This is a genomic window from Amaricoccus sp. W119, from assembly GCF_047275745.1.
Lineage (GTDB): Bacteria > Pseudomonadota > Alphaproteobacteria > Rhodobacterales > Rhodobacteraceae > Amaricoccus.
In genome coordinates this window covers 1-20,068 of record NZ_JBKQWU010000057.1, presented here as the reverse complement: position 1 = coordinate 20,068, position 20,068 = coordinate 1, and the positions used below count along the sequence as shown (strand labels likewise).

Here is a 20,068-nt window from a genome sequence, read left to right as displayed (position 1 = left end):
GTGTCTTGGCTATCGAACCCCGGCCGAGGTCTTCAAAGCCAACGTCATCGGCCACGGCTACAGGACGGAGAACCTGTCGCTTCGTCCGAAGTCGCATCTCGGCTAGCGCGTCCAGAGATCTGAGCACGTTCCCCTGTCTGTCGAACTCCCAAACGTCGGCTTGAGCGACCCCTCCGGACAGAAGAGCCGAGGCGCAGAAGCCCACGAGAACTGCCCGCGTCTTCATGCCAGCCACCCTAGGTTGACGATGAAGACCAGCGCGAGGATCGCCGCCGTCGGCGCCAGCGGATACCAGAAGAACGCTGCGACCACGATCGCCGTCGGCGGCAGCAGCATCCACACCGGATGCGTCGCAACGACCTCCCGGCCGATTGCCAAGAGCATGGCGACGAGCAGCAGCGACCCCATCAGCAGCCGCGGTAGCCCGACGTCGTCCCAGTGCCACCAGAGCGCGGTGCAACCGGCAAGCGTTGCATAGAACCCGACGACCCAAAGAGCTGACCGCGAAACAGGCAGCCACTGCAACTTCCGCGCGAAGTCTTTGCCGCGGCTCGCGCGAAGGATTTTGCGGCGAGCCTTGAGCTCGGCGGTCGCCTCATAGAGATCGACCACCCGTGGGTCGGCAAACCGCCCGTTCATTGCCCACCTACCCTGCGGATAAGCGGATTAGGACTGAAACGCGATTCGCGCTTACTTGTTGCCCCTTTTAAGTATTGGAATTGTAATCTCACTCGCCTCTGGGTAGATATCTTGCCAGTAGGCGATAACGGCGTCGGAAGACTTGAATATCCGTGGCTTACCAGTCTTGGAAAGCATGACCTTACGTTCCACGCCATCTGGCAGGATACCATAAAGCTCCCAACACATGCGTCCGTCTTCATCCCGTATCGGGGCGAAGCGGAGAGAGCCTCCATCTTGTTCGACAAACGACCGGACATAGTTCGATACGAGCTGCTGGCTGCTATCCATTCGTCTGGCTCTCGACTGGTGATCGAGAAGCCGTAGGCGAAAAGTCGCCGAATTCCAAGCAGGACCTTAATCGTGTTTCGCGCCATGTGTCAAGTGGCTCGAAAAAGAAAATGACGCTAAAATTACTTTTGATATGGCGCTCAAGAGAACATCGCGCCAAAACTGATTCCGCGCCGCACGCTGGACTCGTCACGCGACGGTGTCCAGCCCTCGCGGTGGCAGTCGCGGCTACCGCAAGATGGAAGAGAGGTTAACAGCTAAGGGTTGAACCAGGGCGAAACGCTGCTCAGACGGCGATGACCCGCCTAGGCCTCGACCCAAAAAGAAACCCTCGGAGGCACGAGGTCCACCGAGGGTCGCTAGCCCTGAAAGTCTGTCACCTTGCAGGCTAGCGACCCGGTCCACAGCAGGCAAGGAAAAACCGCCCTCCGGCGAACGAGGAGGATTTGCCCTGTCGGACGCCTCGCACCTCCCGACCGGAGGTCAGGAATGGAGAAAGAGCAGTCCATCGAACCCCAGCTCCCCCCGGGGGAGCTTCACCGCGTCCTGCGCCTGGCGGCCGTCGCCCGCAGCCTGCCCGACGCGGTCCTCGTCACCGGCCATGCGCTGCTGCGCTATGTCCCCCGGGACGCCGATCAACCGATCTCGCCGGCCCGCGTGCAGGACCTCGCCGACGAGCGGGGCTGCGATCCGCGCACCATCCGCAGCCATATCCGCCGGCTCGAGGCCTACGGCCTCGTGGTCGATCGTTCCGCCGGAGGAGGTCGTCGGATGATCCAGCGCCGCCGTGGCCGCATCGTCGTCCTGCAGGGCATCGACTTCTCGCCGATGCTCGCGGCCGTCGAAAAGATCGAGCACGCCGCGCTCCAGGCGGAGATTGAGTTCGACGAGCGGCGACGGCTGGCCGCCCGGGTTTCCGAGCTGAAGCGGCAGCTGCGCGGGCTCGTCGCGATCGGAGGCGACATGCCGCCTCGCGACACCGCCGCCCTCGATGTCTGCCCGAGCCGACATCGGGGGCTTCCTCTCCGCGAGCTCGCGGCCCTGGTCGGCCGGCTCGAGGCAGCGATCCGGGTGCTGACGGACGACGGCGAGGATGCCGGCGGTCGGATCTTTTCGTCCGACCAGGACGACGAAATTGTCCGACCCATCACCACAGAGAAGGATGAGAATCCTGTCTGTAGGCCGCAGAGGAGTCGGAGCGCCGCTGAGGCCGATGCGCTTCGTCACATCACCCTCGACCTGCTGGCGGCGGCGCTTCCGGTCGACTGGCGCGTCCGCATTGAACGAAGCGGCGGTGGAGTCAGCTGGGCCAGCCTGACGGCCACGGCCTATGAGCGCGCGGGCGAGATCGGCGTCACAGACGTGATATGGGCCGAAGCTCAGGCCGAGCTCGGCCGCCTCGGCGCTGCGGTCCTTGTGCTGCTCGCGGACGCCGGCAGCATCGAGCGCCGGGGCACCATTCGCTGTCCTGCGGCATGGATCCGGGCAATGGCAGCGCGCGCCGAGAGCGAGCCGCTTCGTCTTAGCCAGAACCTGTTCGGCCTCCTGCACCGGACCCGGGGGGCTGACTGCCCCTGCCCCACCCTCGTGCCCTCTCACCCCCAGACCTAGAGGAACCCGTCATGCCTCGTCTCCTGACCCTTGGCTCCCTTGCCGCCGCCGCGCTTGGAGGCGCGGCGGGGCTTGCCCCCCTGCCCTCGTCAGCGGCGGACTACGATATCGACTGTGCCGTCATTCTCTGCATGGCGGCGGGGTTTCCGAGCGAGCCGTCGGGGACATGCAGCGACGCCTACGACTATATGATCGACCGCATCACCGACCGGCCGCCCGAGCCGCCGTTCGACACCTGCACGATGAGCGACGGCTCGGCCTATGACGCCGCCGAGGTCGCGTTCGCCCGGCCGTCCCGCCAGTCTCGCGTCGGCTGGATCTGCCCCGAGCCGGCGCCGATGGCGTTCGACGAGACAGCCGACTACACCTTCGCCACGCCGAGCTGCTACCCCGACGCCGAGTACATCCCTTCGGTCTTCGAAGGAGGCACCTGGTTCCTCGGTGCGCCGGTCGCGGCGGAGCGGATTGCCTACCGCTTCCAGATCACCATCCCAACCGGAGCCGGCGGTGAGCCCTATGTCTCGCCGGTCTTTCTCTCCAACCCCGACACCGGCTTCTCGCTGACCCTCACCCCCGAGGAGCTGACCGAGATCGCTGAGCAGCCGACGATCACGTTGGACGACACCCCGTGAAACGGTGGGTTCTGACGTTGGGGATCACCTTAGGGGCGGCGGGCTCGGCCGCGGCCCAAGAAGCCTGCCTGCGGCCCGTGCCGCCGGAGGAGGTTAAGCCCCCGGCTGATGATCGCGAGTTCCGCGACTTTCTGAACCAGGAGTATCAAGCCTACCTTTTGGCGATGCAGGAGTACCTGAACTGCCTCGGCCGGGAGCACGAGAGCGCCACGAAGGAGGTCAACGAGGTCATGGCGCGGTGGATGCTCTGGTTCGGAGACGATGCAAGGATACGCTTTGACAGTCGTGGACCGCCGCAGCCTTGAGGCCTCTTCGAGATGGGCGGAAAGCGGACGGTCGGGTGAGCGGTGAGAACATCTTTCAGATGTGCCTACCGCCCCCGAGTGTTAGGCCGCCGTCCACATTCCACCCGCCCCATTCGAGCGGACACACGCGCGGATGAAACGCATTCCTGCAAGTCCGTCCTCGGCGGTAGCCAGCGCTCGCGTCGACGCCAAGCCCTTACCTTCGATCAGATCCGCCGCATCGGCGTATAGAGTTGCGAACGCCTCCAGATAGCCCTCGGGATGGCCGGACGGTATGCGGCTTGGCGTTTGGGTCAAGCCGTCACCGCGGCGCAGCAGGCGGGTCGTGTCGCCAAGCGGGGTGAATTCGAGCAGATCAGGGTCTTCCTGATCCCATGCCAGCCCCCCCTTTCGCCGGCGATGCGGAACCGCAGCGCGTTTTTGGTGCCGGGGGCGATCTGGCTTGCCCAGATCATCCCCTTCGCGCCGCCGTCGAAACGCAAGAGGACTGCCGCGTTGTCATCCAGCCGCCGTCCCGGCTCGAAGGCGGTGAGGTCGGCAAGAACGGCCTGAACTCCAAGCCCCGAAACAAATGTGGCGAGATTTACGGCATGCGTTCCGATATCCGCGATGCAGCCGCCCTCGCCCGACAAGCCGGGATCGGTGCGCCAGACGGCCTGTTTCTGCCCGCTCTGTTCCACGGGTCCGGCCAGCCAGTCCTGCAAGTATTCCACCTGCACGTGACGCACCGCCCCGATTGCCCCTTCGGCGATCATCCGGCGCGCCTCGCGCACCATCGGATAGCCTGTATAGGTCTGGGTCAGCACGAAGGGCACGGATGTTTCGGCTGCCAGCGCAGCCAGTTCCTCGGCCTCGGGAAGCGTCGCGGTCATCGGCTTGTCGCAGATCACTGCAATGCCTGCCCGCAGGAAGGCCGTCGCCACCTTGGCATGAAGGTGGTTCGGCGTGACGATCGCCACCGCAGCGATCCCGTCAGGACGGGCTGCCTCGGCCAAAGCCATCTGCGCGAAATCGGAATAGCTGCGGTCGGGCGCAATGCCGAGATCCGCCGCCGAAGCCGCGGCCCGTGCCGGGTCGGAGGACAGCGCCCCCGCAACCAACTCCCACCGCCCATCCAGCCTTGCGGCCATGCGGTGGACCCCGCCGATGAAGGCCCCTTGTCCTCCGCCGACCATGCCCAGTTTCAGTGTCATGACCGGATCCCCAGCATTGCGTCCAGCACCGCCTGATCGGCCCTCCCGCCTGCGAAATCGTCGAAGGCCTGCCCCGTCACCTCGATCAGATGACGGGCGATAAAGGGCGCACCCTCGGCGGCACCCTGCGCCGGGGATTTCAGGAAGCACTCCCATTCCATCACCGCCCAGCCGCGATAGCCGTGCTGGGTCAGCCGCGTGAAGACGGCCGGAAAATCCACCTGCCCGTCGCCAAGGCTGCGGAAACGCCCCGCCCGTTCCACCCAGGGCGAATAGCCGGAATAGACGCCCTGCCGACCATCGGGGCGGAACTCGGCGTCCTTGACGTGGAACGCCGAGATACGGTCGTGATAGATGTCGATGAAGGCCAGATAATCCATCGCCTGTAACAGGAAGTGCGACGGGTCGTAGTTGATCCTCGCGCGGGGGTGTTCGGCCACGGCAGAGAGGAACCTCTCCCAGCTTGCGCCGTCGAACACATCCTCTCCGGGGTGCAGTTCGAAGCCAATATCGACACCCGCATCGTCATAGGCATCAAGGATGGGGGTCCAGCGGCGGGCAAGTTCGGCGAATGCCGTCTCGACCAGTCCGGCGGGGCGCTGCGGCCAAGGATAGAGATAGGGGAAGGCCAGCGATCCGGTGAAGCTGACCGTTCCCGAAAGCCCCAGACGCCGCGCCGCCGTTGCGGCCTTGGTCACCTGATCGACCGCCCATGCCTGCCGTGCGCCGGGATTGCCCCGCACCGTTTCCGGCGCGAAGGCATCGAAGGCCGCGTCATAGGCGGGATTCACCGCGACTAACTGTCCTTGCAAGTGCGTGGACAGTTCCGTGATGGCGATGCCCGCTTCGGCGCAAATGCCCACCACCTCGTCAGCATAGGTCTGACTTTCGGCGCAGAGGTTCAGATCGAACAACCGCCGATCCCAGGACGGGATCTGCACGCCTTTGTAGCCCAGCCCTGCCGCCCAGGCCGTGATCGCGGGCAGGCTGTCGAAGGGTGCATCATTCCCCGCGAATTGCGCCAGAAAGATGCCCGGACCCTTGATCGCACTGCCCGTCATGCCGCCCTCTCCGACAGCATGGTCAGGGGCCGGATCTCCACCGGACAGGCCAGCAGACGGTCAAGCTGCGAAACCAGCGGTTGCAGATGCGGCATCGCCAGATGCGCGTCCAGCGCCGCGCGGTCGGTCCAGTTCTCGTAGAAGACAAAGACGCAAGGATCGGCAGCATCGACATGGAAGTCGTAGTTGATGCAACCCGCCTCGGCCCGCGTCGGCGCCACTAGCGCCATCAGCAGCGATGCCAGTTCCTCGCGCGTTTCCGGGCGGGCGGTGAGGGTTCCGATGATCGTATACATGGTCAGCCCCGCTTCTGGCTCAAGGCAACGGCAAGGATGATGATCGCGCCCTTGGCGATCAGCTGCTGGCTGAACTCCAGCCCCATCAGGATCAGCCCGTTGTTGATCATCCCGATCATCAACGCGCCGACGATGGTGCCGATGACCGTCCCCTTGCCGCCGAACAGGCTCGTCCCGCCCAGGACGGCCGCGGCGATGACCGACAACTCATCCCCTTCGCCAAGCTGGAAGCGGCCCGATTGCAGACGGCCAGCGTAAAGCATCCCGGCCAGTGCGGCAGCGCAAGAGGACAGGACCAGCACCTTGAACTTGATGCTGCGCGTGTCGATGCCGGAATAGCGTGCGGCCATTTCGCCCCCGCCGGTCGCCAGAACCTTGCGACCAAAGCCGGACCGGCGCAGCGCGACATGACCGACGCCCGCGATCACCGCCATCCAGAACATCAGGACGGGGATCGGGCCGACCGAGCCGCCCCCGAAGATCCACGAATAGCCGGGGGACAGGATCGGCACGGCCGCCGTGTCGGAAATCCACATTGCCACGCCCTTGGCGATGCCCATCATGGCAAGTGTCGTCAGAAAGGACGGAATACCGATCCGCGTCGTAAGCCAGCCGTTGAACATCCCGACGGCCAGCCCCGTCGCCAACCCGGCAAGGACGCCGCCAACGGGCCCGGCGATGGCGATCGCCATTGCGACCGTCACCGTGGTCAGTCCCGCCACCGCGCCCACAGACAGGTCGATCTCGCCCGCCGACAGCACGAAGGTCATGGCCACTGCCATCACCGCGATCATCGCGGTCTGCCGCACGATGTTCAGCAGGTTGTTCGGATTCAGGAATCCCTTGTCGTTCAGCGTCAACGCGAAGACGACGAAGATGACCACGAAGCCGATATAGATGATGTTCTGCCGCCAATTGGCGAAGAATGCCCCGGCGGGGGCGGTTGCTGCCTTAGCCATGGCTGGCCTCCTTGATGGTCAGGGCTTTTTGAATTTCCACCTGAAGGCGGCGTTCGGCCGCTTGCAGGGCATGTTCGGGGTTCGTCTCAGAGGGATCGTCCAGACCGGCACGATCCAGCATCTGATGCGCCCGGCCATCCGCCATAACGAGGATGCGGTCGCAGGCTGTAAGCAATTCCGACAGTTCCGAGGAGATGACGATCACCCCCTTGCCAGACTGGGCCAGTTCCCGGACCAGACGGATGATCTCGGACTTGGACCCGATATCGATCCCTGCCGTCGGTTCGTCGAGGATCAGGATTTCTGGTTCGGTCGCAAGCCACTTGCCGATCACCACCTTCTGCTGGTTGCCGCCCGACAGCGTGGATACCGCATGGTCGCGGCTTGCCGTCTTGATCGACAGGCGGGCGATCATGTCCTCGGCGATGTCGCGCACGCGGGCACGGTCCACGAACCCCTTCGGCGCGATGCGCCCGATCACCGACATCACCATGTTGTCGGCAACGCTATGGGCCGGGATGATGCCCTGGGTCGCCCGCGCCTCCGGCACCAGGGCGATGCCGTGCTCCACGGCGTCGGCGGGGCGGCGGATCGCCACCTTCGCGCCCTTGATGCGGATTTCGCCCGAAACGGCGGGTTCGATACCTGCAATGACGCGGGCCAAGGCGGACCGACCGGAGCCGAGCAAGCCCGCAAGTCCCAGCACCTCGCCCCGATGCAGCGCGAAGCTGACGTTTTCGGGTTTGTGCGGTCCGGTCACGTTCGAAAGTTCCAGCAGAACCTCGCCTCGCGACACGTCACCCCGGGCAACATCGGCCAGCCCTTTGGATTTCTTGCCGACGATATGTTCGATCATCACGTCGATCGGCAGATCGGCCAGCGGCGCGGTGATGACGTGTTTGCCGTCCCGCAGGATCGTGGCGCGGTCCGCGATGCGGGCGATTTCGTCCATGCGGTGGCTGACATAGATGATCGCCACGCCCTTGGCCTTGAGTTGCCGCAGGAAGACGAAGAGTCGTTCAACATCCGACACCGAAAGTGCGGTTGAGGGTTCGTCGAGGATCAGGACGCGGGCATTCTGACTGATCGCCTTCGCAATCTCGGTCAGCTGCTTTTGACCCGCCCCCAGATCGCCCACCAGCGCAGCGGGATCGACCTCGACCTGCAACATGTCGAAAATCGCCTGCGCCCGGCGGACAGAGTCCGCATCATCAATCATCCCGCGTGCGTCCCGCGCCTCGCGCGTCAGGAAGATGTTCTGTGCGACGGTCAGGGTGGGGATCAGCGACATTTCCTGAAAGTTCATGGCGATGCCCGCCGCCCGCGCCGCTTCGGGCGAGTGGGCGGCCAGTTTCTGGCCACCAACTTCGATCTCGCCTTCCTCCGGCACGTGAACGCCGTTCAGGACCTTCAGGACGGTGGACTTCCCCGCCCCGTTACCGCCAAGCAGGGCGTGGACTTCACCGGCAAAGACCTCGAAATCCACACCGTCCAGCGCGCGGATGCCGCCGAAGGATTTGGAAATCCCCGTCATCCGCACGGCAATCGGGGCGGGGCCGGTCATTCCACCCGCTCCCACTTGCCGGTTTCACCTGACCGAAGCAGGGCATCGGCCACCAGTTCCGTCAGCAGACCATCCTCGAAATTCGGGCTGGGCTGCTTGCCACTGGCAATCGCGCTGAACAGGTCGAAGCATTCGACGATCTTCGTTTCCGAATAGCCGATGCCCAGACCGGGGATCGGCCACAGACCGCCGCCATAGGGATGCGCGGGGCCGGTATAGACCGTGCGGAAACCACGCGCGTCGGCGGGATCGTCGGCAAACATCACCTGCAATTCGTCGCGGCGTTCGTAGTTGAAGTGGATAGACCCCTTCGTCCCGTGGATTTCCAGCGTGATGAAGTTGTTCCGACCCCAGGCGTTGCGCGTGGCCTCCAGGCTGCCGATGGCCCCGTTGCCGAATCGCAGCATCGACACCACCTCGTCATCCACATCCACCGGAGCACGTTCGGCACCGGCGGACTTCTCCGACGCACCCAGTTTGTCCACCCCGCCCTGCTGGATGGGGCGCGTCGTGACATAGGTCTTGGTCATGGCGATCACCTCGGCAATGGGACCGACGAGGTAATGCGCAAGGTCCACCACATGGGTCCCGATATCCCCCACCGTGCCCGACCCCGCGATCTTCTTCTGAAAGCGCCAGGACAGCGGCCCGTTCTCATCCGCCGACCAGTCCTGAAGGTAGGTGCCACGGAAGTTCAGGATGCGCCCGATGCGGCCTTCCTCGATATATTTCTTGGCCAGCGCCACGGCGGGCGTGCGGCGGTAGTTGAAGGCCACCATGTGGATGATGCCCGCGGCCTTCGCCGCCTCGGTCATCGCGCGGGCCTCTTCGACCGTCCGCGCCAAGGGCTTTTCGCAGATGATGTGCTTGCCCGCCTTCGCCGCCGCAATGGCGATCTCGGCATGGACATTGTTCGGCGTGCAGATATCGATCACATCGATATCGGGCCGCGCCACCACGCTGCGCCAGTCGCTCGACGCCTCGTCGAACCCGAAACGGCGGCGGGCTTCCTCGGCGGCCCCGTCGGTGACATCGACGACGACCTTGCGGTGCGGGATGGCAGGCGCGGGCCAGAAGAACATGGGCATCGAGGCATAGGCCATGGCGTGCGCCTTGCCCATGAACCCGCCGCCGATCATGGCAACGTTCATCACTTTGGTCATCGTCAGTCTCCGGTGCTGTGCGGGACGGGTTGTTGAGGAAGGGCCGGACCTTCACTGGCAGGGAGCAATTCCCCGGCAAAGGCCCGGCAGGCGCGCGGGGTGATAGGGACACCCCGCGCGGCATCGCTTACTGCATCGATGCTTTCACGTTTTCGGTCGCTTCGGTCGAATACACCTGCTTCCACGCGTCGAGCAGGTTCTCTTGGCTGACCGGCAGAGCAGGCAGCGCCACAAAGTCCGGCGCGTCCTTGCCCAGAAGGGCGTAACCGGCCAGCTTCGCCTCGACCACACCGGCGTCATAGGGACGCTGTGCGCCAAGGCCCTTGATGAACCCGCCCTGTGCCATGCTGATGGCGACATTCTCGCCAAGGTCCACGGTCGTGATGATCAGGTCATCGCGGCCATTGGCCCGCGCCGCGGCCATGACGCCTTCGGCCGGAACGTCCCAGACAGCCCAGATGCCCTTGATGTTCGGGTTGGATGTCAGCATCGCACCGGCGGCCTTTTCGGCATCGCCCGAGAAATCCGGCCCGCCGATCCCCTGTTCATCCACGATCTTGATGTTCGGGTAATCGCTGGCAATCGTCGCCTTGAACCCGTCATAGCGCTGCTTCGTCACGAAGAAATCAGCCGCGTGGAAAACGAGGCCGATATCCCCGCCATCCGGACCAAGAGCCTTTGCCATCAGATGGGCCGCCGCGACGCCGTTGCCATAGTTGTCCGCCGACACGATCGAGACATAGTCGGTCCCCGGAACGAAGCCCGTCGGAACGTTGTCCATGAACACAAGCTTCGCCCCCGCCTCTGCCGCTGCACGATAGGCGGCGGCGGTCGCGGTCGGGTCGGTCGGGATCGACACGATGATGTCGGGCGACTGCGCCATGATGGTTTCAAGGTCGCTGACCTGCTTTTCGGGCTTGAAGCCCGCATCGGTCACGGAGATCACTTTGATCCCCATCGCGGCGAACTGGGTCTGCAGGCCGTTGATCTGCGCCTGGCTCCAGTCGTTGCCGGCGTAATGCATCACGATGGCAGCGGTGGCGCCCATCTCCTTGATCTTGGCCAGCTCTTCATCGCTGAGCACGACATCTGAGGCGGGCGAGGGCTCTTCACCGCTCGGCCCCTTGGACAGGACGGTTTCCTGCAACTTGGCAAGCGCCGCGTCCGGATCGGCGAAGGCCGGGGCGGCGATCCCCATGAAAAGCGCAAGCGCGGTCGCCGAGCCCATGAGGCTGCGTCTGGTCAACATAGCTTCTTCCTCCCAGAGAAGTGTCGGGGTTTTCCCCCGTTTGGTGGACAGGCGGATCAGCCCGCGATTGCCCGGTTCAGGTAGTCCATGCTCAGCCGCGCTCCTTCGGCGGGGTCAGGCCAGGAGTCGAGTTCGGTGCAGACCCAGCCCGCAAAGCCCACATCCCGCATCGCTTGCAGGATCGGCCCCGTCGGCACATCTCCCCGGTCGATCGGGGTGAAGGCGAAGGGGTCGCGCTGGAACCCCTTGAGGTGGATGTAGGAAATCCGCTTCGCGTGGTCGCGGATCAGTTGCGCCGGATCACCACCGGCTGCGGCCAGATGCGCCGTGTCGGGGCAGAAATCGATGGCGGTCAGGTCGAAGATCTTGGCCACTTCGGCAGGGCCTTCGACGATGGTGGAAAGATGCGGGTGGTAATGCGCCCGCAGTCCCCGCGCCTCGGCCAGCGCCTTCACTCGGTCGAGCGCTGCGCCCAGCTTGTGATAGTCCGGCTCGCGCGTACCGTCGAAACGCTTGGCCCCGCCGCCCACCACCAGATGCGGAGCGCCCAGTTCGGCGGCACGGTCGGCGGCGCGGGTCACGCGGGCCAGTTCCTCGGGCAGAATGTCGTCGAAGATGAAGTTCCCGCCCGCATAGGTGGCGACCAGTTCCAGCCCGTTATCGGCCAGCATCCGGCGCATCTCGGCGGCGCTGCGGTCCAGAAGGTTGCCGTCGAACAGCTCCACACCCGCATATCCGGCAGCCGCGATGTCGGCGCAGGCGCGGCCCATGTCCCCGAAGGTGCGATAGGCCAGTTGCGTCACGGACGTGACGCCCACGGCATCCCCGCCAAGGCCGCCCCAGCAATTGGCGTGATAAGCCAGCTTCCACGCTGTCATCGGTGTCCCTCCTCCCGCGGAACGGCTGTGGGGCTGCCCCAGCCCTTCCGATTTCTGCCGGCCTCCTCTGACCGTGACAGCATCGTTAAGCGCGGATTCGCCATCAGTCAACATTATTCCTGCGTATGTATGTTAACTTCTGCATTTTTAAAGCAAAAGTTTTTTCTTGAACGGCAGAAGTCGCGCCCGTATCCCTTGCGAAACCCATAAGGACGCAGCCTTGCCCCTGACCGGACCCGACCTTTCCGAATCGTCCCGCCCCCGCGGCAAGGGACGGCCGCGCACGGTGGAAATCGCTGCGCCATCGCTGGTCGAACTCCTGAACCTCGTCCGCACGGGTGCCGCCAACACGCGGCAGGAACTTGAACGCCAAAGCGAATTCGGCCGCGCCGTGGTTGCGGACCGCCTGACGATGCTGGGCGATCTGGGGCTGGTGGACGAAAGCGAACTCGGCACCGCCACGGGGGGCCGCGCCCCGCGTCTGGTGCGCTTTGCCGCGCGCCGCGCCGCGATCCTTCTTGCCACGCTCGACCAGACCGCGATCGGGGTGGGTGTGGCCGACCTGTCGGGCAAGCTTCTGACCGAACATCACGAAGCCGCCGACCTGACCGCCCCGCCCGCAGAACTGGCCGAGCGTCTGACAGCACTCTTCCGCTGGTCGATGGAGCGTCATGCACCGCAGGGCAGCATATGGGGTATCTCCCTCTCCGTCCCCGGTGCCGTTCAGGGCGCAACGGAGGGTGACTTCCTGACCGCCACGCCGCCTGTCCTTCCCGCCTGGGAAGGCTTCCCGCTGGTCGAGACGCTGACCCGCGATTTCGGCGTGCCGGTCTGGATGCGGTCCAGCGTCGAGACGATGACGATGGGCGAGCTGCACGCAGGCGCGGGGATCGGCACGCGCAGTATGCTTTTCCTGAAGGTCGGCCGCCGCATCGGGGCGGGCATCGTCTGCGACGGCCAGCTTTACCGTGGTGCGCATGGTGCAGCGGGTCTGATCGGATCGCTTCCGGTCACCTCAGGCGGGCGGAGCGGCCCACTCGATGCCCTCGCAGGATTGGACATGATCCAGAGCGAAGGTCTGGCCGCCGCACAAGACGGGCGCAGCCCCATGCTGGCCGACATCCAGCGCCGCGGGGGCGAGATCACGGCAATCGAAGTCTCACAAGCCGCACAGACCGGCGATCCCGCCTCGGTCGCGATCCTGACGGAGTCGGGCCACCTGATCGGGCAGGTCGTGGCGACGCTGGCCAATGCGCTGAACCCGGAACTGATCGTGCTGTCGGGGTCCATCGTGCAGACGAACGACATCCTCCTCGCCGCGCTGCGCGAGGCGGTCTATGGCGCATCGCATCCATTCGTCACCCGCGACCTGCGGATCATCCGGTCGCAGATGGGAAGTTCCGCTGGCTTGGTCGGCGCGGCCCGCGTGGCATCGGAACAGCTCTTCGCGCCCGCCTTCCTGAAGGAATGGGTGATGCAGGGCAGCCCCCTTTCCTATCCTGCCTTCACCGCCCTGCAGGATCGGCTTTCGCAAACCGCATCGCCCCCTCCGCCGCCAAGGGCGCGGAACGGACAGGAGCTTCCGAGATGACGATTTCCGGCCTCGGCCCGCATGGTGAACGCGCCGCCCCGCCCGAACGGGTCATCCTGCTACCCGACGACCGCACCGCCGCTAAGGCCGCCGGATGGCGCGTCGCCGTGGTCCTGCACACCTTGGAAAGCGACTGGGCCAAGCAGCAACTGGCCGGCATGATGGGCATTTTCGGCGATTGCGGCGCGGCAGTCGTCGAACTCGTGGACTGCGCCTTTTCCCCTGACATGCAGGTGGCCGAACTCGACCGGCTGATCTCGCAACGCCCCGATGCGATCATCTCCCTTCCCGTGGCGAATGAACAGGTCGCGGCCGCGCACCGCCGGGTGTCCGAGGCGGGCATCAAGCTGGTCCTGATGGACAACGCGCCCACCGGCCTGTTGCCTGGCAAGGACTACACGGCGCTGGTGTCGTCGGACAATTTCGGTCTGGGCAAGATCGCAGCCGCCGGACTTTCTCCCCATATCCCCAACGGTGCGAAAGTCGGCGTCCTCGGCTTCGCCGCCGACTTCTTCGCCACGAACGAGCGCGAGATAGCCTTTACCAAATGGCTCCAGGTGAACCGCCCCGACATCCTACAGCGCATCCACCGCTTCGCGCAGATCGAGGACGCCGCCGTAGCCGCGGATGATCTTCTGTCGGCAAACCCCGATCTGGCCGCGCTGTTCGTTGTCTGGGACACGCCAGCCCTTGCCGCAGCCACCCGTCTTGCAGAACGCGGCGCAACGATGCCCATGGCAACCGTAGATCTAGGAGAGGCCGCAGCCATCGCCCTCGCACAAGGCGACTCTTACTGCTGCATCGCCGCCCAACAACCTTTCCTGCAAGGGATCGCAGCCGCGCAGACCGTGATCCTGTGCCTTCTCGGTCGCCCCATTCCCGCCTGGATCGCCCTGCCCGGCATTGGCGTTACACGGGACAATGTGGTCGAAAGTTTCCAGACAATCTGGCGGCAACCAGCCCCGCGCGAAGTGCTCCGCGTGCTGGGCCTGTCACGCGGCAAATGAAGGCCGGCATGGAAGCGATGCGACAGGCTCACCGGCGGATTTGAATCCGCCAAAGTTCCATTACGACTGTCCATCGACATATCGCCGCGACCGTCCGCTTTGGGCCGGTTTCGACGAGGAAGTCGGCATTTTGCGCGCGGACAAGGCGCTTTCCAAGGGACGCGATCCCAGCCTCGGAGAACTCCCTCCCCCGCCGCACGTGGCGGCTCCTCTTGACTCTCGCGGAGAATGAGAACGTATAGTGAACATCTGATCTAGACCATTCCCTGGGAGGCCATGAAGGAGCTTGCGATCCCGGTCCGCCATCGAATCCCTACGTGCGCAGATCGGCCAGATCGAGGGTCGGAGCCGGCGCTCGACGGCGGTCCTTCCCTTCGAGATCACCGCGGTCGATGCGCGGCTCCCGGGCGGCGGACTTTCTCTCGGCGCCCTGCACGAGGTTGCCGGTGGCGGCAACGGGGCCATCGACGGCGCTGCGTCAGCGCTCTTCGCCGCCGGCATCGCCGCACGCACCAAGGGTCAGGTCCTCTGGTGCATCACCCGGGCCGACCTCTTCGCGCCCGGGCTCGCCCAGGCAGGACTAACGCCGGATCGGGTGATCTACGTCGAGGCCGGCGATGACCGGACCGTGCTGACCTGCATGGAAGAAGGCCTGCGGCACGGTGGGCTCGGGGCGGTGGTCGGAGAGGTCGCGCGCCTGTCGATGACCGCCTCGCGACGGCTGCAGCTCTCGGCCGAGGAAACCAGTTCGATCGGCATCGCGCTGCGCCGATGGCGACGGCAGACGGAGACGGTCGACTTCGGGCAGCCAACGGCTGCAACCACGCGCTGGCGGGTGTCGGTGCTGCCGTCGAGCCCGCTGCCGGTTCCCGGCGTCGGACGGCATCGGTGGCTGGTCGAGCTGATCCGGGCGCGCGCCGGCGAGAGCGCGGATTTCGAGCTGGAGGCGTGCGATGACACGGGTCGTCTCGCTGTTCCTGCCGACCTGGCCGACCGATCGCTGGCGGCGGAAGGCCGGCAACATAGCGCCGCCGGTTGAGGCGCCGCTCGTCCTGGTCGGCCGCTCAGGCAGCCGGCGGATCGTGCTGGCCGCCGACGCCGCCGCCTGGGCCGCGGGCCTCCGCGTCGGCATGCCGATCGCCGCGGCGCAGGTGCGGGCGCCGGGACTTGTCCTGCGGGACGCCGAACCGAAGGCCGACGCCGAGGCGCTCGAGCGGCTGGCTCTTTGGCTGCTGCAGCACGTAGCGCCGATCGTGGCGCCTGACCCGCCGGAGGGCATCCTGATCGACTCGACGGGAGCCGACCACCTCCACGGCGGCGAGGCGGCGATGCTCGATAGCCTGGTGAAGCGGCTGGCCCTGTCCAGCGTGGCCGCCCGCGCAGCGGCCGCGGACACACGGGGCGCCGCCCACGCGCTCGCCCGCCACACCGCCCGGCCAACCTTCGTCGCGCCGCCTGGGCATGGCGCCTCGGTGCTCGCCTCCCTGCCGCTCGAGGCGCTCCGGCTGCCGGACGGGATGGCCTCGGATCTGCGCGTCCTCGGCTTCGAACGGATCGGCGATCTGCTGGCGCAGCCGCGCGCGCCGCTCACGCGCCGCTTCGGCCCGGAACTCGTCCGACGCATCGATCAGGCCCTCGGCGATGTCGCCGAGCCGATCGAGCCGGTGCGTCCACCCGACCTCGTCGAGGCGCGCCGCGCCTTCGCTGAGCCGATCGCTGCGCCCGAGACCGTCGCACGGCACATCGGCAGGCTGGCGGCCGAGCTCGGCGCCGCGCTCGAGACGAGAGGGCTCGGGGCCCGGCGCCTGGACCTCTTCTGTCAGCGCGTCGACAATCGCATGCAGGTGATCCGGGTCGGCACTGCGCGGCCGGTCTGCGATGCAAGGCGGCTGACCCGGCTGCTCCGCGATCGGATCGAGATCATCGCCCCGGGCCTCGGCATCGAGGTGATGCGGCTGGCTGCGACCGTCGTTGAGCCGATGGTTTGCCGGCAGTCGGTCAGTTCCCTGGTCGAGGAGACCGTGCCGGACGTCTCCGATCTTGTCGACCTCCTCGCCAACCGTCTCGGCGCGCAGGCGGTCTACCGGGCGGCGCCGCGCGCGAGCGATGTGCCGGAGCGATCGGTGGAGCGCATCCCCGCCCTGGAGACGGGGACGAGCGCCATCTGGCCGGGCCACTGGCCGCGGCCGGCGCGCCTACTGTGGCGGCCGGAGCCGATCGAGGCTGTGGCGCTGCTGCCTGACCATCCGCCGGCCTCCTTCACCTGGCGCGGCGTCCGGCGACGGGTGCGCCGCGCCGACGGGCCGGAGCGGGTCTTCGGCGAGTGGTGGGCGCGCGATGCCGAGCGCGTGGCGGTCCGGGACTATTTCCGGGTCGAGGACGAGGCAGGCGAGCGCTACTGGATCTACCGCGCCGGCGACGGCGAGGACGCAGAGACCGGCTCGCACCGCTGGTTCCTGCACGGGGTGTTCGGATGAGCGCCCGCTACGCCGAGCTGCAGGTGACCTCGCACTTCAGCTTCCTGCGCGGAGCCTCTTCGGCGGAGGAGCTCTTCGCGCAGGCCGCAATGCTCGGCATCGAGGCGCTTTCCGTCGTCGACCGCAACTCGCTGGCGGGCATCGTGCGCGCTCACGAAGCCGCCAGGACCACCGGTGTCCGCCTGGTCGTCGGATGCCGGCTCGACCTCGCGGACGGCGCCGCGATCCTCGTCTATCCGACCGACCGACCGGCCTATTCCACACTCTGCCGGCTGCTGTCGCTCGGCAAGAAGCGCGCCGGCAAGGGTGCCTGCCACCTCGACTGGGAGGACCTCGTGGCCTACGGCGAGGGCCTGATCGCCGTCCTCGTGCCGGACCTCCCCGACGCAGACTGCGGCCGGCGGCTGCGCCGCCTGCGCGAGAGCTTCGGCGACCGGGCCTATCTGGCGCTGACGCTGCGCCGTCGCCCGAACGACCAGCTCCGCCTCCACGAGCTCGCGGCCCTCGCCGCCCGCATGCAGGCGCCCACGGTGGTCACCAACGACGTGCTGTTCCACGAGCCCGGCCGGCGCATCCTGCAGGACGTCGTCACCTGCATCCGGCACAACGTCACCATCGACGCGCTCGGAGACCGGCGCGAGCGTCATGCCGACCGCTATCTCAAGTCGCCGGCGGAGATGCGCCGTCTGTTCGCTCGCTACCCTGATGCCCTGGCCCGGACGCTGGAGCTCGTCGAGCGCTGCCGCTTCTCGCTCGACGAACTCGCCTACCAGTATCCCGAAGAGGGCGACGATCCCTCCCTCACCCCGCAGGAGACGCTGGAGCAGCTGACCTGGGCCGGCGCGGCGGAACGGTTCCCCGAGAGCCTGCCGGAGGAGGTGCGCGCCACGCTCGACCACGAGCTGAGGCTGATCGGCAAGCTCGCCTACGCGCCCTATTTCCTGACGGTCAATTCCATCGTCCGCTTCGCCCGCTCGCAGGGCATCCTCTGCCAGGGACGCGGCTCGGCCGCCAACTCGGCGGTCTGCTTCGTGCTCGGCATCACCTCGATCAATCCTGCCCGCAACGACCTGCTCTTCGAGCGCTTCGTCTCCGAGGAGCGTCGCGAGCCGCCGGACATCGACGTCGATTTCGAGCACGAGCGCCGCGAGATCGTCGTGCAGTGGGTGTTCGACACCTACGGCCGGGATCGCGCCGCGCTCTGCGCCACCGTCATTCGCTACCGCACCAAGGGGGCGCTGCGCGACGTCGGCAAGGCCCTCGGCCTGCCGGAGGACCTGATCCGCACCCTCTCCGGCCAGGTCTGGGGCTGGTCGGAGGACGGCATCCCGGAGGAGCATCTGAAGGGGCTGAACCTCGATCTCTCGGATCGGCGCCTGCGGCTCGCGCTCGATCTCGCCCGCCAGCTGATCGGCGCCCCGCGCCACCTCAGCCAGCACCCGGGCGGCTTCGTCCTCACCCGCGACCGGCTCGACGACCTCGTGCCGATCGAGCCCGCGGCGATGAAGGACAGACAGGTCATCGAGTGGGACAAGGACGACATCGACGCGCTGCGCTTCATGAAGGTCGATGTGCTGGCGCTCGGCATGCTCACCTGCATGAAGCGCGGCCTCGACCTCCTCGCCGCGCACAAGGGCGTCGCGCTCGACCTCGCGACGATCCCGGCCGAGGACCCGCGCACCTATGCGATGATCCGCAAGGCGGACACGCTCGGCGTCTTCCAGATCGAGAGCCGGGCGCAGATGTCGATGCTGCCGCGGCTGAAGCCGAGGACCTACTACGACCTCGTCGTTCAGGTCGCGATCGTCCGGCCCGGCCCGATCCAGGGCGACATGGTCCACCCCTATCTTCGCCGCCGGGAGGGCAAGGAGCCGGTGCACTATCCGAAGCCCGAGCTGGAGAAAGTCCTCGGCAAGACGCTCGGCGTGCCGCTCTTCCAGGAGCAGGCGATGCGCGTCGCCATCGAGTGCGCCGGCTTCACGCCCGGCGAAGCCGATCTGCTCCGAAAGTCGATGGCGACCTTCAAGTTCACCGGCGGCGTCTCCGCCTTCGAGCAGAAGCTCGTCGCCGGGATGGTGGCGAACGGCTACGAGCAGGCGTTCGCCGAGAAGACCTTCCGACAGCTCGAAGGCTTCGGCAGCTATGGCTTTCCCGAGAGCCATGCCGCGTCCTTCGCGCTGATCGCCTACGCTTCGGCCTGGCTGAAGTGCTGGCATCCGGACGTGTTCTGCGCGGCGCTGCTGAACTCCCAGCCGATGGGCTTCTACGCGCCGGCGCAGATCGTCCGCGATGCCGACGCCCATGGCGTCGAGATCCGGCCCGTCTGCGCCAACGCCTCGCGCTGGGACTGCACGCTCGAACCGACCGACGATGACGGCCGCTTTGCGGTCCGGCTCGGCCTGCGCATGGTCAAGGGTCTCGCCAATGCCCATACCGCGGCGATCGTCGCGGCGCGCGCCGATCGCCCTTTCGCCTCGGTCGACGATCTTTGGCGTCGCGCGGCCGTGCCGCAGGCGGCGCTGGTCCGGCTCGCCCAAGCCGACGCCTTTCGTTCCGCCTTCGGCCTCGCGCGACGCGCGGCGCTCTGGGCGATCCGGGGGCTGGACGACACGGCCCTGCCGCTCTTCGCGGCCGCCGCGGAGCGCGAGGCGCGGCTCGTGCCCGAGGTGGAGGAGCCCCGCGTGCCGCTCCGTCCGATGCCCGCCGGCGGCGAGGTGGTCGCAGACTATCGCCACACCGGCCTTTCGCTCCGGCGGCATCCGGTCGCCTTCCTGCGCGACGCGCTGCGCGCGCGCCGGATCGTTTCCTGCAGCGAGGCCATGAGCGCCGGCGACGGCAGCCGGCTCGAGGCCGCCGGCATCGTCCTCGTCCGCCAGCGCCCCGGCTCGGCCAAGGGCGTCCTGTTCGTCACGCTCGAGGACGAGACCGGCGTCGCCAACCTCGTGGTCTGGGCGAAGGTCTTCGAAGCGAACCGGCGTGTCCTGATGTCTGCGAGGATGCTGGTGACCTGCCCCCCGGAAACTCCCTCGCTCTGATGTAGGGTCTGCTCGACCTCGAAGGAGCAGACGAATGAGAAAGAGCCGATTTTCCGAGACGCAGATCATTTCGATGAT

General features: G+C 66.5%; 16 protein-coding genes and 1 pseudogene. 8 read left to right on the top strand and 9 right to left on the bottom strand.

Annotated elements, in window-relative coordinates; genetic code table 11:
• Window positions 1-222: 222 nt before the first annotated feature.
• Window positions 223-639: a hypothetical protein gene (locus ACLJK8_RS18640; RefSeq protein ID WP_413151848.1), complete on the bottom strand. Its 417-nt coding sequence runs from the start codon at window positions 637-639 to the stop codon at window positions 223-225.
• Between the two features lie 819 nt (window positions 640-1,458).
• Between ACLJK8_RS18640 and repC the strand changes: the two genes are divergently transcribed.
• Genes repC through ACLJK8_RS18625 form a run of 3 tightly spaced genes read left to right on the top strand, consistent with a single transcriptional unit; the run spans window position 1,459 to window position 3,517 of the window.
• Window positions 1,459-2,580 carry a replication initiation protein RepC gene (gene repC, locus ACLJK8_RS18635; protein ID WP_413151847.1) on the top strand — a complete coding sequence of 374 codons (1,122 nt, stop codon included), beginning with the start codon at window positions 1,459-1,461 and terminating at the stop codon, window positions 2,578-2,580.
• A gap of 11 nt (window positions 2,581-2,591) precedes the next feature.
• A complete protein-coding gene (locus tag ACLJK8_RS18630) occupies window positions 2,592-3,212 on the top strand; it encodes a hypothetical protein (protein WP_413151846.1) in 621 nt (206 codons plus the stop codon).
• Entirely contained in the window at window positions 3,209-3,517 is a 309-nt protein-coding gene (locus ACLJK8_RS18625; protein WP_413151845.1) for a hypothetical protein, read from the top strand. Before ACLJK8_RS18630 ends, ACLJK8_RS18625 begins: the two co-directional genes overlap by 4 nt.
• 81 nt (window positions 3,518-3,598) lie before the next feature.
• Here ACLJK8_RS18625 and ACLJK8_RS18620 read toward each other — a convergent pair.
• The 8 genes and pseudogenes from ACLJK8_RS18620 to ACLJK8_RS18585 all read right to left on the bottom strand — a co-directional run bounded on the left by ACLJK8_RS18620 (window position 3,599) and on the right by ACLJK8_RS18585 (window position 11,880).
• Window positions 3,599-4,710 (bottom strand): annotated as a pseudogene (locus tag ACLJK8_RS18620) (Gfo/Idh/MocA family protein).
• Window positions 4,707-5,771: a sugar phosphate isomerase/epimerase family protein gene (locus ACLJK8_RS18615; RefSeq protein ID WP_058099352.1), complete on the bottom strand. Its 1,065-nt coding sequence runs from the start codon at window positions 5,769-5,771 to the stop codon at window positions 4,707-4,709. Before ACLJK8_RS18615 ends, ACLJK8_RS18620 begins: the two are co-directional and overlap by 4 nt.
• Window positions 5,768-6,067: a putative quinol monooxygenase gene (locus ACLJK8_RS18610; RefSeq protein WP_136646462.1), complete on the bottom strand. Its 300-nt coding sequence runs from the start codon at window positions 6,065-6,067 to the stop codon at window positions 5,768-5,770. Before ACLJK8_RS18610 ends, ACLJK8_RS18615 begins: the two co-directional genes overlap by 4 nt.
• Window positions 6,068-6,069: 2 nt before the next feature.
• A complete protein-coding gene (locus ACLJK8_RS18605) occupies window positions 6,070-7,026 on the bottom strand; it encodes an ABC transporter permease (RefSeq protein WP_413151844.1) in 957 nt (318 codons plus the stop codon).
• A complete protein-coding gene (locus tag ACLJK8_RS18600; protein ID WP_413151843.1) occupies window positions 7,019-8,590 on the bottom strand; it encodes a sugar ABC transporter ATP-binding protein in 1,572 nt (523 codons plus the stop codon). The genes ACLJK8_RS18605 and ACLJK8_RS18600 overlap by 8 nt, the downstream gene beginning before the upstream one ends.
• On the bottom strand, window positions 8,587-9,753 hold the full coding sequence (locus ACLJK8_RS18595; RefSeq protein WP_413151842.1) for a Gfo/Idh/MocA family protein: 1,167 nt from the start codon (window positions 9,751-9,753) through the stop codon (window positions 8,587-8,589). Before ACLJK8_RS18595 ends, ACLJK8_RS18600 begins: the two co-directional genes overlap by 4 nt.
• Window positions 9,754-9,880: 127 nt before the next feature.
• On the bottom strand, window positions 9,881-11,002 hold the full coding sequence (locus ACLJK8_RS18590; protein ID WP_413151840.1) for a substrate-binding domain-containing protein: 1,122 nt from the start codon (window positions 11,000-11,002) through the stop codon (window positions 9,881-9,883).
• A gap of 56 nt (window positions 11,003-11,058) precedes the next feature.
• Window positions 11,059-11,880 carry a sugar phosphate isomerase/epimerase family protein gene (locus ACLJK8_RS18585; RefSeq protein WP_413151839.1) on the bottom strand — a complete coding sequence of 274 codons (822 nt, stop codon included), beginning with the start codon at window positions 11,878-11,880 and terminating at the stop codon, window positions 11,059-11,061.
• Window positions 11,881-12,100: 220 nt separating this feature from the next.
• Between ACLJK8_RS18585 and ACLJK8_RS18580 the strand changes: the two genes are divergently transcribed.
• From ACLJK8_RS18580 to ACLJK8_RS18560, 5 genes are all read left to right on the top strand, one after another.
• On the top strand, window positions 12,101-13,471 hold the full coding sequence (locus ACLJK8_RS18580) for an ROK family protein (RefSeq protein WP_413151838.1): 1,371 nt from the start codon (window positions 12,101-12,103) through the stop codon (window positions 13,469-13,471).
• Complete coding sequence (locus ACLJK8_RS18575) at window positions 13,468-14,478, top strand: substrate-binding domain-containing protein (RefSeq protein WP_413151837.1); 1,011 nt, start codon at window positions 13,468-13,470, stop codon at window positions 14,476-14,478. Before ACLJK8_RS18580 ends, ACLJK8_RS18575 begins: the two co-directional genes overlap by 4 nt.
• A 286-nt stretch (window positions 14,479-14,764) precedes the next feature.
• Complete coding sequence (locus tag ACLJK8_RS18570; protein ID WP_413151836.1) at window positions 14,765-15,517, top strand: ImuA family protein; 753 nt, start codon at window positions 14,765-14,767, stop codon at window positions 15,515-15,517.
• Complete coding sequence (locus tag ACLJK8_RS18565) at window positions 15,432-16,955, top strand: Y-family DNA polymerase (protein ID WP_413151835.1); 1,524 nt, start codon at window positions 15,432-15,434, stop codon at window positions 16,953-16,955. Before ACLJK8_RS18570 ends, ACLJK8_RS18565 begins: the two co-directional genes overlap by 86 nt.
• Complete coding sequence (locus tag ACLJK8_RS18560) at window positions 16,952-19,990, top strand: error-prone DNA polymerase (protein ID WP_413151834.1); 3,039 nt, start codon at window positions 16,952-16,954, stop codon at window positions 19,988-19,990. The genes ACLJK8_RS18565 and ACLJK8_RS18560 overlap by 4 nt, the downstream gene beginning before the upstream one ends.
• Window positions 19,991-20,068: the final 78 nt, after the last annotated feature.